This window comes from Peribacillus sp. FSL K6-1552, from assembly GCF_038005205.1.
Classification (GTDB): Bacteria; Bacillota; Bacilli; order Bacillales; family DSM-1321; genus Peribacillus; species Peribacillus butanolivorans.
The window spans coordinates 2,108,546-2,122,026 of the sequence record NZ_JBBOST010000001.1 but is presented as its reverse complement, the minus strand read 5'-3'; the positions used below and the strand labels follow the sequence as shown (position 1 = coordinate 2,122,026).

General features: G+C 34.9%; 11 protein-coding genes. 2 read left to right on the top strand and 9 right to left on the bottom strand.

What is annotated here, in order from left to right; genetic code table 11:
• Nucleotides 1–127: 127 nt before the first annotated feature.
• The 5 genes from NST21_RS10305 to NST21_RS10285 form a co-directional block, all read right to left on the bottom strand.
• Nucleotides 128–1,278 (bottom strand): IS3 family transposase gene (locus NST21_RS10305; protein ID WP_445670500.1). Its coding sequence is split into 2 segments (ribosomal slippage): nucleotides 128–1,029 and nucleotides 1,029–1,278, totalling 1,152 coding nucleotides; the frame shifts between segments, so codons are not numbered across the junction.
• A 934-nt stretch (nucleotides 1,279–2,212) separates the two neighbouring features.
• A complete protein-coding gene (locus NST21_RS10300; RefSeq protein ID WP_340888983.1) occupies nucleotides 2,213–2,461 on the bottom strand; it encodes a hypothetical protein in 249 nt (82 codons plus the stop codon).
• Nucleotides 2,462–2,707: 246 nt separating this feature from the next.
• On the bottom strand, nucleotides 2,708–3,328 hold the full coding sequence (locus NST21_RS10295) for a hypothetical protein (RefSeq protein WP_340888982.1): 621 nt from the start codon (nucleotides 3,326–3,328) through the stop codon (nucleotides 2,708–2,710).
• Between the two features lie 488 nt (nucleotides 3,329–3,816).
• Entirely contained in the window at nucleotides 3,817–4,308 is a 492-nt protein-coding gene (locus NST21_RS10290; RefSeq protein WP_098372726.1) for a DinB family protein, read from the bottom strand.
• 242 nt (nucleotides 4,309–4,550) lie between these two features.
• The gene (locus NST21_RS10285) at nucleotides 4,551–5,408 is read right to left on the bottom strand and encodes an alpha/beta fold hydrolase (RefSeq protein WP_340888979.1); all 858 of its coding nucleotides are present in this window, start codon (nucleotides 5,406–5,408) and stop codon (nucleotides 4,551–4,553) included.
• A gap of 553 nt (nucleotides 5,409–5,961) precedes the next feature.
• Between NST21_RS10285 and NST21_RS10275 the strand changes: the two genes are divergently transcribed.
• The gene (locus NST21_RS10275; protein WP_340888977.1) at nucleotides 5,962–8,268 is read left to right on the top strand and encodes a glycoside hydrolase; all 2,307 of its coding nucleotides are present in this window, start codon (nucleotides 5,962–5,964) and stop codon (nucleotides 8,266–8,268) included.
• A gap of 439 nt (nucleotides 8,269–8,707) precedes the next feature.
• Here the strand turns inward: NST21_RS10275 and NST21_RS10270 are convergent, their stop codons facing one another.
• Nucleotides 8,708–9,547, bottom strand: a complete 840-nt coding sequence (locus NST21_RS10270; protein ID WP_340888975.1) for a tyrosine-type recombinase/integrase — start codon at nucleotides 9,545–9,547, stop codon at nucleotides 8,708–8,710.
• Between the two features lie 187 nt (nucleotides 9,548–9,734).
• Nucleotides 9,735–10,997 carry a group II intron reverse transcriptase/maturase gene (gene ltrA, locus NST21_RS10265; RefSeq protein WP_053344638.1) on the bottom strand — a complete coding sequence of 421 codons (1,263 nt, stop codon included), beginning with the start codon at nucleotides 10,995–10,997 and terminating at the stop codon, nucleotides 9,735–9,737.
• A 688-nt stretch (nucleotides 10,998–11,685) separates the two neighbouring features.
• On the opposite strand from ltrA, the gene NST21_RS10260 reads away from it, so the two are divergent.
• A complete protein-coding gene (locus NST21_RS10260) occupies nucleotides 11,686–12,219 on the top strand; it encodes a hypothetical protein (protein WP_340888974.1) in 534 nt (177 codons plus the stop codon).
• Nucleotides 12,220–12,375: 156 nt separating this feature from the next.
• On the opposite strand, the gene NST21_RS10255 is transcribed toward NST21_RS10260, so the two are convergent.
• Both NST21_RS10255 and NST21_RS10250 read right to left on the bottom strand, forming a co-directional pair.
• Nucleotides 12,376–12,810, bottom strand: a complete 435-nt coding sequence (locus NST21_RS10255; RefSeq protein ID WP_340888973.1) for a hypothetical protein — start codon at nucleotides 12,808–12,810, stop codon at nucleotides 12,376–12,378.
• A gap of 85 nt (nucleotides 12,811–12,895) precedes the next feature.
• Entirely contained in the window at nucleotides 12,896–13,405 is a 510-nt protein-coding gene (locus NST21_RS10250; RefSeq protein WP_340888971.1) for a hypothetical protein, read from the bottom strand.
• Nucleotides 13,406–13,481 lie beyond the last annotated feature (76 nt).

The window sequence follows — 13,481 nt, the reverse complement described above, 5'->3', positions numbered from 1 at the left end:
GGTATATTTTTAAAAAATAAATGTCAAAATATATATTCTCTTTTTTTAACAATGTAGTTTTCTATTCCTGCAATTAATCTAAAAATATGGATTTGAGTCAATATTTTGGACACTAAAAAGTTAAATCTTAAGCTGTATTCCTAATTCGATCTTCAATGGCTTGTGGGGTTTGATAGCCCAGGCTGCTGTGAATTCTTTTTCGGTTATACCAACCTTCAATAAATTGGAACATCGCTAATTTAGCTGTTTGATAGTCTAGATATTGTACGTGGTTGACTTCTTCCTTTTTTAATAGGGCATGAAAGGATTCAATACAGGCATTATCGTACGGGCAACCTTTCTGACTAAAGGATTGCTTAATATGATGGTTTTGGATATGTTGAGTAAACTCACTGCTTGTATATTGTGAGCCAAGATCTGTATGAAGAACTAAGCCCTCCGAGGGCTTTTGTGAAATGTGTGCGTTATTGAAAGCTTTTATGACCAGTTCTGTCGTCATTGAACGAGAAAATGAATACCCTACTATTTTCTTAGAATGAAGGTCCAATACCGAAGCTAAATAACACCATCCGTCTTTTAACGTGTGGATATACGTAATATCTGCTACCCATTTCTCATTAATGGTCTGAGTAGTGAAGTCTCGTTTTAGCAAATTATCCAATTGAATAACCTTTTCTTTAGATGGATAGGGACGGTATTTTTTCTTAGTAATAGAACGAATTCTTGCCTTGCTCATTAAACGTTGAACACGCTTTAGACTTAGGGAAAACCCTTTGGTTAATAAGCTTTCATGAATCTTTGGAGCCCCATATCGTCCCTTGCTTTCCAGGTAAATCAGATGAATTTCCTTCGTGAGTTCTTGGTTTTCCTGTTCGCGATTTGATACGACTATTTGAAGGGACTGATAATGGCTGCTTCTTGGGATTTCTAGTATTTCACACATCTTCTGTACGGGATATTGTTTCTTGTGTTCCTCAATAAATTCGGTAAGATCTGTCTCGGTTACTTTTTCGCGAATATGGCCATAGCCTTTTTTAAGATTTCAACTTCTTGCTTTAACCGAAGGTTTTCCTTCTGTATGGCGGCTAATTCCTTTGGAGTCATGGACTCTTCCCCTAAACCGATAGGAGTAAATTCTTTAACCCATTTATAAATGGTAACTTCTGATACGCCATATTCGCCGCTTAATTCTTTGACCGAATTACCCGAGTGATAAAGATCTACAATAGTCTTCTTGAATTCATTATTATATTTTTTACCTGTATTTTTACGTTCCAAGACGGACACATCCTCTCAAAAATCATTGTAAGGACTTAACTAAAATGTGTCCATGAAACTATACTAACTCCAATACCAGAGTAAATATAATCTATAACTGCATTGAAAAATGTCCTCCTCATTAAAAAATTCAACTTCTTTATCTATATGTATTAGACAAACTATCAGTGTGTTTTAACATTTACCTTGTTTAACTAAACTGCCCCTTTAGTTCCATAAGGAAAAGCTGCCTTAAAGACAGCTCCGATCTTCAGCTAACGCACCCTTTAGCTCAATAAGAAAAACATATCTTGTTAAAGTAATACATTTTATAACGGTTAATTTTTATTTTTGTTTAATATTTAAAGTAAAAAATAAGTTAACAATTCCTAATATCACAAGGATTCTTGAAACAATTCTTGAAACATTTAAATTATCTATAAAACTCAACAAAAAGACCCCAATTAGAATAATGATACCTAATGAAATGCTTAAACTTAGCTTTTTATTTATACCAATCTACCCCTCAACGTTAGTTTAAGTACACTCTTTCACAATCTTAACAATAAATAAAAAAGCCGTCCTAAAAGACAGCTAATCCCTAGCAAATGTAGCTTTAGAATAAAGTTTGATCAAAAGTATTCTGCAAAGGTTGATTTTATAACAGAAGAAACCCACATATTTTGAACAAAGATTGATCAAAATACGTGGGTTTGTTTTTTGATGATGAAAGTTTTTTACAACAATTATTTATTTTTTAATGTAACAATTGGTCAACTTCTAAACTTTAACTCATTCTATTTAACGACTCCATGGAGTTAAATAGAAAGCTATTGTAAATAGTATGCAGATGAATGAAATTGCAATGAGCCTTTCTTTCTTTGTTTTTCTATTAAGCAGTTTAAAAACAAAGAAAAAGTATGTTTATAACGTAAGTAAAACCGAAAAACAAGTATTATTTGATAAGATGGTCAATCTTTAAAATCCAATCCGCAAGATAATAACAAATAAATAAAAAAATAGGCAAAACGTAGAGTTTTGTTGTATCCATTAATTTTCCTGACATTACCATAGAGTAAAAAATACAAACAATCGATAAAATGATTGTACTAATGCTTATATTATTTTTATCCCAAGTAGCTTGCAAGTAGTGGGCAGAAAATATAAAAATAAAAATAAAGATAAAAAGTTTTAAATATTTCATTATATAAGCTCCTTTTATTTTAACCTAACCTTTTTTTTGCAACGTAGGAGCCATAAGTATAAGCAGATCTGTAACATGGAGCAGATCGGAAATACTTATTACAAAACGGTGCAACTTTATTATAAACGGTTAAACTTTGTTTTAAATCTACAGCAAATCACGAAGCCCCCTATTATAGCAAGTATTACTTTAAACTTTTTAGTGTGAAGCATTGATTCACTTCCCTTTGAGGTACATATATGTACCTTATTGACCTACATAGTAATTGCTTATTATAGGATCACCCAAAACAAAACCCTGTTTAACATATAAGCTTTTTATTCTTATGGTCCTTCCCTGTTCGTCTTTTTCTATCCATTTATAATGTTCGACTCGTCGATCTGGACGCAAAGAATCATAGTTTACTTCTCGTTCTATTTCAGTAGGCGGACCCCAGGAAGAGTATTTGATATTAGAGGAAATCATTCCCTCGTAAGGTTCTATGTTTTTTAATTTTTCTCCTTGTTTTACTTCTATCTGTTGTAAAGCAACATTAGCTTGTTTGGAGTATTTAGGAACATCTTTCACCATTTCAAAACATTGTTTGGCTTTTACCATATTCCTTTGAGTCAAAAATTCCGTGCAGTCTTTGGCGACGATTGTATAAATCTCTTTAAGTTGTTGGTCAGAATCTCTAAATCCGGGTATCATTTTAAAACGGTTTGCTGCCAAATAGTAATCTCCATCAGAAAAAGATTCCTCTGCCCTAGAATATATCTTGTTTTTTTCTACTAAATCGTCGATTCCTAAATTGTGATATAAAAACCAGCAAATACAAATGCCTCCTACTATAGCTAGTGTTACTTTACCTTTTTTAGTTTGGAGCATTGATTCACTTTCCTTTCCAACGAAGTATATATATACCATTTTACTAATTTAATAATGTAATAGCACTACACAGGAGACTTGAATTCCTGTTTTTTTCTTTTTTTAAAATAATGTATATATTGCACCTATAATGTTAAGGAATCAAAATTTTATTTTCTCTAATAATCTCGGGAAAGGAAGAGAAAAGAAAAGGAGTCTCAAGGTTCGGGAGAACACGAGAAAATATTCAAAGATAGGAACGTTTTCTATCGATGAGAACAAATAAAAGAGACCACCTATTAAGTGGTCTCTTTTATTGCATCTTATGGAACTAACGCACCCGTTAGTTTAAGTGAAAATCTTCACAAACTTTTTTTTATCTTAGGCTTTGTTAAATAGTATTGTTGTTTTTCAGGTATAAAATATGGGAACGTCCGATTTGGACGTTCCCGTTCTTATTCCATTAAAGCCCCCTATAATGGAATAGCTGTAAAGCTAATGAAGCTTTTTTAAAAGCTGCGTTTCGCTGCCCAAGCACCTTGCATTTTACTAAGGAATACAATTTGCCCAATATGATATGCGTCGTGCATTGCTAAACTCTTCAGTTCAAGCACTAATGAATTATCTCCTGGAATCTGTCTATACAAATCTTCATGTTCTGATTTTGCTAGTATTTTTCCAAGTTCACGATGAACATAAAAGTATTCTTGTTTTGTTTCCTTCCAATTTTCTAACGTCTCAGTTGGTAATCGAAATGTAGAGTCATTATTTTCTGCCTGTGGTTCATTCGCTGTTTCACCAAGAAATCGCATCAGATATCTCTTTTCAAAGAAAAGTAAATGACAAACTAATTCCCAAATGGAATTCATTGCCCCATCAGCTGGTTTCCAAATTGCCTGTTCAAAAGTGATGTCCTCTAGCACTTTTTCAAGTGGTGGAAACCAGTCTTCTTCATCTAAGCAGCTTGCCCATTGTTGTAACAAAAGTGTCTTTACATCCATTTTCTATTCCCTCCAATTTAATCCTAGATTGAATTTATTATTGCTTACCTTACAATAGATTCGCATCAGTTAAAGAGTATTCCTCTAGACAGAATTTCTTTTATTACTTGTTCCATTATTTCACCTTCTAAAAGATTAGGTTATCGTATTAATTATTGTTCAACTATTCTGCCCCGATAGTTCCATAACAAAAAGAGCTGCCAAAGCAATTCTCTTATTGAAGTAAAGCACCCTTTAGTTCATTAAGAATAGGTTTTCGTTGTCAGTCCTTTGTAATCAGAAACCATCTGAAGGAATTTTTCTTTCTCTTCTAAATACGGTACGTGATTACTTTTTTCAAAAATATAAAGTTTGGAATTTTTCAAACCTGCATTTATTTCTTCAGAAAAAACAAGAGGACATTGGGCATCGTATCTTCCACAATAAACAATGGTCGGGATAGTAACCTGATACAGTTCATTTTGAATGTCGTAGTTTGGCAAGTCATTAAAGGAATAATAATCTAGTCTTTTTTGTACAACTTTTCCACTACTCGGTTTTTTAAAATATTCATCCCATCTTTCTATGTTATATAAAGACATATTAGTCCATTCTCTGTTAGCATCCCTTCGCTCTTCAGTGGTAGAGTCAGGAGATTTTAATACGGAAAAAATCTTTTTCAGTTTTTTATTTAGTGGACTACGAGGACTATAAATACTGCCTTCGTGTTCCATATATTTTTTAGTAGCAGTGGCTCCTCCAACTAATAGTTTTGTCAGAGATTTTGGAAACATTGTTGCATAAATTAAACCGAGCATTCCTCCAGTTGAATGCCCTGCAAAGCACCATTTATTATAATTTAAAGCTTCTCTAATAGCCTCTAAATCCTTAGAGGTTTCCTTCATACTTAATTCCTCTTCTATACCTGCTCTGCAAGAGTTTCCTGCTTCTTTTAAGTTTATTAGATAAACTTTGAATTGATCTACAAGAGTGTCGGCGAAATAATAACCTAATTTATTAAACTCACTATATAAATGGGTAATACACACTGGTTCTCCTTTTCCTTGGGTAAAGATCTCAAACTTTCCGCGAGATGTACTTATAAACATTCTCTCCCACATAACGGTCCCCCTAAAAACAATAATGTATATTATTGTAAATTCGACATTTTTAAGAGAAAACCCTTCCAAGTTACTATTGAACTAAACTGCCCCGTTAGTGCCATAAGAAAAAGGCTGCCGCAGCAACCCCTATTAATGAACTAACGCACCTGTTAGTTTAAGTACAATCCTTCACAATCTTTTTTTTAGAAATCGGAATAAGTTGCCACTACAACTTAAAGACAGATCTAATAGAAGAGAAGAAAAACATAAATAATCTTATAATTTTTTTTCATATTTAAATAACTGGAGTTTTTCAGTAACTTGTACTTCACCTATTTTTATATAACCTAGCTTTTCATAAAAATGGTGATTTCTTTTGTTTAAATAAGGAGTATAAGAAAAATCAAGAAGTAAGGAACTTTCTGGTACAGGTTTGGGCTTACCGATTATCAAGACCATTTTGGAGCAGCACAATGTAGACTTTGGATTTGAATTGAAAAATAATAGGTTAGTGTTTTTTGTGACATTCGTGTAACACACCGGGATTACAATAGTTATGGAGGTGCAATACATGAAAAAAATACTATCAATCATGTTAATCGCTACAATTGCAACGAGTGTTCTTACCGGCTGTGTGAACGACAAAAATATACCTAGCAAAGAGGTCCATTCACAAATAGATAATTTAGACTTTAACTTTAGTGTGGATCCAGAAACTTTAGCGTTTGAGGTAGAGTCTAATGGAACTATTGAAAGAGCATCGGAACCACTGGAGAAAATGGAGGTTTCAAATTTAGAAGACAGTGGAGATACTATTACCTGGAGCTATTTAGAAAAGGAAATTGATGTTGAAATTGAAAAAAAAGATGAGTATGTAGATGTATCCATAATATCTAACAAAGATGGAGATAACATGTTCGCGTGGCCGAAAGTGAAAGGTGATGGATATATGCTCCCGTTAAATCAAGGGAAGTATATTCCAAGCAATGATTCTATTTGGAAAGAATATTTAAGTGAAGAAAAAATGAAGGTGATTGAGGCTTTCTCTATGCAGTTTTTTGCAGTTGAAAAAAGTGAGTATTCACTAGTCTATATAATTAAAAATCCTTATAATAGTGAAATTAATTTTAAGACAAAAAATGATATTGAGTTTACTTTTAATCATGAATTTCCAGCTATTAACGAACAGAAGGAATATGGTTTTAGAATATATGTAACGAAAAAAGATCCAGTAGATGTTGCAAAGACCTATAAAAATTATTTGGTTGAACAAGGGGACTTCAAAACCTTGGGCGAAAAGACGGGAGAAAATAGTAATATTGAAAAGCTTTATGGTGCCCCACATGCTTATTTTTGGGATAGAACTGTGATTTCAGAGGAAAATATAGAATGGGCTATACTGAGAGACGCTATCCCTGAAAAACTGAAATTATGGATTCAGAGGTTACTAAATACTAAAGTTGAGGATGGTTCAGAACTTTCATCGGCCTTTAATGATTTAAATAACTTAGACTATGTAGACAAATATACTAAAAATAGAATTGTCAAAGGCTTAAGTGCTTTAATTCAGCTAAAAGAATTCTATAATCCAGAAATTTTTACTGAAGCAGATAAAGAAACACAGGAATTATTGAACAAAGGAATAGACAATATAAATGCTGTTGAATTAATTGACCTAAATAAGAGATTATTAAAAAGCGTACTTGGAAATGCAGTTGATCCAATAGAGCAGTGGGCAGATGCAAATACTGTAGATGTGATAAAGGATATGAAGGATTCTGGGCTAGAAAATATGTGGATTGGTTTAGATGACTGGCAAGAAGGATTTATTAAACCGGAGTTAGTAAAAGAAGTAGACGATATGGGCTATTTAATTGGCACTTATGATTCGTATCATTCAATCCACGAACCAGGTAAAGAGAAATGGGAAACTGCTAAGTTTAAAGATACTTCACTTTATGAGAATGCAACTGTCACCAATAAAGATGGGAACAAGATCGAAGGATTCCAAGGTCAAGGTAGAAAGTTGAATCCGACACTTGCAATGCCTAGTGTAAAAGAAAGAGTAACTTCAATTTTAAATACGGGCTTAGCATTTAACTCATGGTTTTTAGACACGGATGGTACTGGGGAGATCTACGATGACTATTCTCCAGAACATGTAACTACTGAAGAGGAAGATATCCAAGCAAGAATCAAGAGAATTGAATATCTGCAAAAAGAATGGAATATGGTAGTTGGAACTGAAGGCGGCAATGATTTTGCTAACAAAACTGTTACTTTTGCACATGGAATAGAAACGCCATCATTTTCTTGGATGGATGAAGATATGGCGAGAAACAAAGAAAGTGAGTATTATGTAGGAAGATATTATTCGAGTACTGGCGGAGTACCCGAATTATTTTCTAAACAAATACCTTTAAAAGATAAGTACAAGAAGCTGTTTTTGGATACAAACTACACAATCCCATTGTATAAGTTGGTCTACAACGATTCAGTGATTACGACTTATTGGTGGGGATGGGGAACTTTAAAAATAGAAGATGAAATATCAAATAGGATGCTGTATGAAGTACTTTATAATGTACCTCCCTTATATCATATTGATAAACACGAGTGGGAAAAACATAAAGAAACAATAGTAAGACATTCTGAGGTATGGTCAAATTTCAGTAAAAAAGCAATAACGGAAGAAATGACAGATTTCAAAATCATATCAGATGATAGATTAGTCCAAATGACAGAATACGGTAAAGAATTGAGTGTAGTAGCCAATTTTTCAGATGATGAATTTAACTTTCAAGGCGATACAATACCGGGGAAATCATTATTAATTATTGATGGAAATAGTAAAACTATCTATACCCCGGAAAAGTAAGCGTGAAATTCGCAACATTTTAATTGCATATTTTTCATGAGGCAATCTTCCAAGAGACTGAATCCTTGGTTGGCTGCTTTTACTACAACTTATTGCTAGTTTGAAAAACATATTACCAGCTTAAATGTAAGAGGCCATTGGAAAAGTCCATGTGAATAAAAAGGCATCGTTTACTCATTTTTTTGAGCGAACGATGCCTTTTTTTAAAAGTAAACTACTTTTTATACAGTTAAACCCACTTTGATTTATTATTAGGGAACCCTAAAATCCACACTGACTAAAAAGTAATGCACATAAACATCAAGCATTTTAAGATTTATGTGCTCTTTTTTATTTATGTACACTTGTTTGAATGTTATACCATAATAATCCAATTTCTTATAGAACTATCCTGCCCCGATAGTTTATTAATAACAAAATAAAAAGGACCTCTGGTCCCTTAAAAATACTTTCTATACAAGTCTCTCCGCATTGCACCACTTAGATATGCATAAATTTTTGTGGTTTCACTTTTTTCCTGGCCCATTAAATTTTGAATCACTTCTAGAGGCGCTCCATTATTCAATAAATTTGTGGCGTAACTATGTCTAAGCTGATGGGGATGAATGCTCTTTTTAATATCTGTTCTCTTTGCTACCAGTTTTATAACGTTTCTCGCTTGAGAAATACTCATTCGATGGGGTGCACGGGTTGTCACAAATAGTGCTTCCTCATGATCTTTTCGCTCACTTAAATATCGCTTCAACCATATTTCACAACAAGTATTGAAATATACTTCTCGTTCTTTATGTCCTTTACCTAATACGATTGCTGATTGATTAGAGAAATTGATTGAGGTCCTATCTAGAGTTATTGCTTCACCAATTCTGCATCCTGTTGAATACATAAACTCAAATAAAGCATTTTCGAATGTTGTATGACAAGCTTCCCGCAAATGTTCAATTTCCTCTTCAGACAAGTATTTTGGAACCCTTAATTCTAATTTTGGTTCCTTGATTTTAGAAGCAGGATTTCCATTAATTAAATTTTCATCCTGAGCCCATCTAAATAAAGATTTAATAAATCGAATTCTGTGACCCAGACTGGATGGCTTAAGCTTTTCAGCTGCTTTTCCCAGATAAACTTTAAGAGAATTAGTTGAAAGTTCTTGAATGGATATATTTCCAAAACTATTCACCAGCAAGTTAAATTGGACATAATAGGCCTTTAATGTTTGTGGAGAATACCCTTGGATTTGCTTATCTGCCTTATATAAACTCCATACATCAGTTAAGATCATACCTGTTTCTCTCCCATCTCTACCATATTAATAGATAGTATAGACAAAAAAAGAACTATTATACTAGATTAGTAGATTTTTCAATAAACAAAAGCACCTGTTAGTTAAAGAAATCGAGTAGGAGGAGGCGCCTAGCCTCCGACCTCTCACACCACCGTACATACCGTTCGGTATACGGCGGTTCAGTTTAAGTCTGACGTAGTTTTGTATATCGTTCATATAGATTTACTAACCCATGATGGAGCCAATAAACATTATTAAGGGTTTTGTCTAGAATAGGACTATGCGCTATGCGCCAATAACCCTTTCTGCTATTTCCCCATTCATATGCTTTTCCAAATGGGACGCCTAATCCTTTGAGTTTCTTCACCCTCGTTCTTGGCAATTTCCATTGCTTCCATAGGCACATCCTGAGTCTTCTTCGAATCCATGAATCTAAATTCTTCAATACGTTCGGAGTATCAATGAGGGCGAAATACCCCATCCAACCTCTAAGGTATTGCTTTAACTTATTTATTCGGAGTTTCATGGGTATCGGTAATTTTCTCGAGGTCATTTCCCTGATTCGTTTCTTTACTCTCTTCACCGTTTGTTTAGCCAGTAGAACCTTCGGGTTCTTCTTTGACTTCGTGAAACTAAAACCGAGAAACGTTCTGTTCCAAGGGCGATCATACTTCGACTTCTCGTAGTTGACCTTTAGCTTCAGTTTATTTTCAATGAAGCTTGAGATATTTCCCATTGCACGTTTGGCGGCTTTTCGTGTCTTCACAAAGATAGTACTGTCATCCGCATACCTTACGAATCGAAGATTGCGTTTCTCTAGTTCTTTATCTAAATCGTCTAACATGATATTAGATAATAAAGGACTTAACGGACCTCCTTGCGGAGTTCCCTCCTCACTTTTATGAAAAAGTCCGCCTATCATAATGCCTGCTTGAAGGAATTTACGAATCAGTTTGAGAACTCGTTTATCTTCAATTTTCCGCTCTAACATTCCCATGAGCTTGTCATGATTCACTTTATCGAAGAACTTCTCCAAGTCCATATCCACTACCCATGTATAACCTTCGGTTATATAGGACTTTGCCTTTCGAACCGCCTGGTGCCCTTGTTTGTTAGGGCGAAATCCATAGCTATTCTCCGAAAAGGTTGAGTCATATATCTTAGTCAATATTTGGGCAATGGCTTGTTGAATGAAACGGTCTAGAACGGTTGGAATACCCAATAGCCGAACTCCGCCGTTTGGTTTCGGGATTTCGATACGACGGACGGGCTGCGGTTGATAGGTACCCTGTAAAAGGGCAGTTTTCATGTTGTACCATTCGGTTGCGAGGTGCGGTCTCAGGTTTTGAACCGGCATTCCATCTACACCATGGCTTCCCTTATTTCTTTCTACACGCTTCAATGCCTGTATTAAGTTTTCCCTCTCTAGTATCTGTTCCATTAACATCGTTGATATCCTTTCCCTGCGTGGACGAGATGGTCTATTTGTGCCTTTATCTGCTCCGCCCTTTTGAAGTTCCCCGTGTATTCACCACTTCTTCCTTCAAATAAGTTCCGTTAGGAATTGTTTGCTTCTTCGCAGATAACGAACGCCTAGTATTCATCCTCCTTAATCTGTTCGGTCCTTCCTTATCTTCTCGAGTAGACAAGTACTATGACCTCTGCTGACTTCTGATGATTCAGCTGTCCATCACTGGACAGGTTACCAAGTGTACTTGGCTGTCATCAGACCTCCCCGGGTAAGAGTGCAATCTTTCCCTCCATCTATCTGCTTCATTTACTCTGTACCACCTTCGGCAGTAAGGACTTTGTTTTGTTTCGCAAACTCATCCAATGATACCTAGCCTTATATGAAGTTCGTGTTCCTCAGACCGGAGGTTTGCCGCTTGCTTCCTTCAGATTCCACGTCACCGTGGACACCCTTGCATTAAGCTAACCACTACTACTGCCTTCATGGTTCGGGACTTTCACCCTATAGATTGCACCCATGCCGGGCGCACGAAAAAGCTGCCATAAAGACAGCTCCGATCTTTAGCTAAAGCACCTGTTAGTTCATAAAGGATTTACTCTGTGGAAATAATTATTGTCTTGAAACATCTAATTCCTTCTAAAGCTAAAAAGGTTCGAGGTATCTAATGATAAAAGGAAATTCTTATATTCTTGTTTTCTCCGTGCTTGTCTTTTTAATAATACTACTTGTTTCAACTACACCCATAATAATTAAAACTTTACTTGTTATTATAACGATTGGGTTTCTATTTCCTATTATTAGAAAGATTCTGTTTAAAGATAAATTCAGAAAAATTAAAGTGGCTTTCTATTCATCATTGACCTTTACAATTGGATTTTTTCTAATCTCTTTTCTAATCTCTATGATTGAGGAACAATCATTTAATTTAAATGGAGAGTTATTTGGTTTTACTATTCTTCTGCTTTTTTATAGTTTAATTGGAAATTTCGTTTATGGCGTACCTGTCTCACTAATTGCTGAATTTATCTCAATGAAGTTTTTCAATATTCGATTCTGGTTATCTGGATTAATTCATATTGGATTTGGGTTGGGTACATACTTTATTGACCCAGGTTTCTCTATACCTGCGATTATTTGCTCGATAATCTTTTTTGCTCTTGATGAATTCACTAAAAAAAATCGACTTCTTATTAACTAACCTGCGTTAGTTTAAGTAGCAACCTTCACAATCTCAATATCAGTCCCCCAATCTCAGCAAGTTCAATTCCTTCACGTTGTCACATAAGAATAAGATCTTGTTCTAATTGATTGACAGCAGACATGACAGTAATTAAGAACTGACTGTCTGATAAAATTATTGTGGCTCGAAAGTAGCATTTTTTTTATCATCAAATTCATCTGTGTCTACTCCATGAAGATGTAGCTTTCGAAGGAGGCGCAGGTTATGGTGGAGGAGTTTAGCATGTCTCTCTTTAAGTTCTTCATTATCCTGACGATATACGCTGGAACGTGATTTCTCCTTTTCTAGAGAATTTAAGAGGCGTTCTTTTTGATGTTCATTCTTCTGCAGTAGTTGTTCTAAAAGAACAATCTGATCCTCTAACTTCTTTTGTTCCCGAAGTTGACGATTTGTATCGTGTTTACTTTGCCGTTCTTTTTCACTTTTGCTCCACGTTCTATCCCATAAAGGGCGCAAATGGGATTTATATAAAACCGTACGACTTAGACCAGAAATATCCGCGATTTTCTTTGCACTAATTCTGGAATGATCACCCTCTAAGTCTCTCAAGTACTGAACTGATCATTTGACACGCTCAATACTGTCTTCACGCATCTGCTGCTGCTTTTCTAATAATCCTTCATTAGCCATATTTTCACTCCCATTCAGGTGGTCTAAGCAGATGACTGACCTGCTTTTGAAGTTTCTCTTCCTTGAATTTTTCAATACCCTTTTCACATATGTTGATAATTCTCTCTAAATAACTGGCATTGCGTACCGCATTTTCAAAATGAGCTGCACGATTTGGATCTTTTGATGTTCGATCTATAACATTCTTCCAATGAGTTTGCTCAGCTTTATAGTCGTCATAATACTCAAGTTTTGGCACAAACCAATCACAAGCATAACACTCAAAATGTACAGAAGTTCCCTTCGGATTGCATCCCGTTATATCACTGCAAATTCCAACCCCTTTCTTTCCATTTGCTTCCCACGTTAAATAGCGCCTTGAATCTTTTGAGAGCTGTTCTGTCGTTCGCTCGTCGAGATTTAAAATTTTTCCACGGAACGCAACTGGGCTTTCATTTGGATACCTCAGCCCTTCAATTTTTTGGTGAATTTCTTTGTGCTTTTCCACAAGTTGATGGGTGTAATACTTTGTCATTCCTTCATTTTTGTCTTTCTATAAGGAACAAGCCCTATCTCCTACAAAGGAAAGAGGGCTCAAATATTTTTATTAA

Bases quoted from the DNA above. Each gene is read 5' to 3' on its own strand.
- NST21_RS10290 (WP_098372726.1), bottom strand. From the start codon at position 4,308: ATGGATGTAAAGACACTTTTGTTACAACAATGGGCAAGCTGCTTAGAT.
- NST21_RS10270 (WP_340888975.1), bottom strand. From the start codon at position 9,547: ATGATCTTAACTGATGTATGGAGTTTATATAAGGCAGATAAGCAAATC.
- NST21_RS10285 (WP_340888979.1), bottom strand. From the start codon at position 5,408: ATGTGGGAGAGAATGTTTATAAGTACATCTCGCGGAAAGTTTGAGATC.
- NST21_RS10295 (WP_340888982.1), bottom strand. From the start codon at position 3,328: ATGCTCCAAACTAAAAAAGGTAAAGTAACACTAGCTATAGTAGGAGGC.
- NST21_RS10275 (WP_340888977.1), top strand. From the start codon at position 5,962: ATGAAAAAAATACTATCAATCATGTTAATCGCTACAATTGCAACGAGT.
- NST21_RS10260 (WP_340888974.1), top strand. From the start codon at position 11,686: ATGATAAAAGGAAATTCTTATATTCTTGTTTTCTCCGTGCTTGTCTTT.
- NST21_RS10300 (WP_340888983.1), bottom strand. From the start codon at position 2,461: ATGAAATATTTAAAACTTTTTATCTTTATTTTTATTTTTATATTTTCT.
- ltrA (WP_053344638.1), bottom strand. From the start codon at position 10,997: ATGTTAATGGAACAGATACTAGAGAGGGAAAACTTAATACAGGCATTG.
- NST21_RS10250 (WP_340888971.1), bottom strand. From the start codon at position 13,405: ATGACAAAGTATTACACCCATCAACTTGTGGAAAAGCACAAAGAAATT.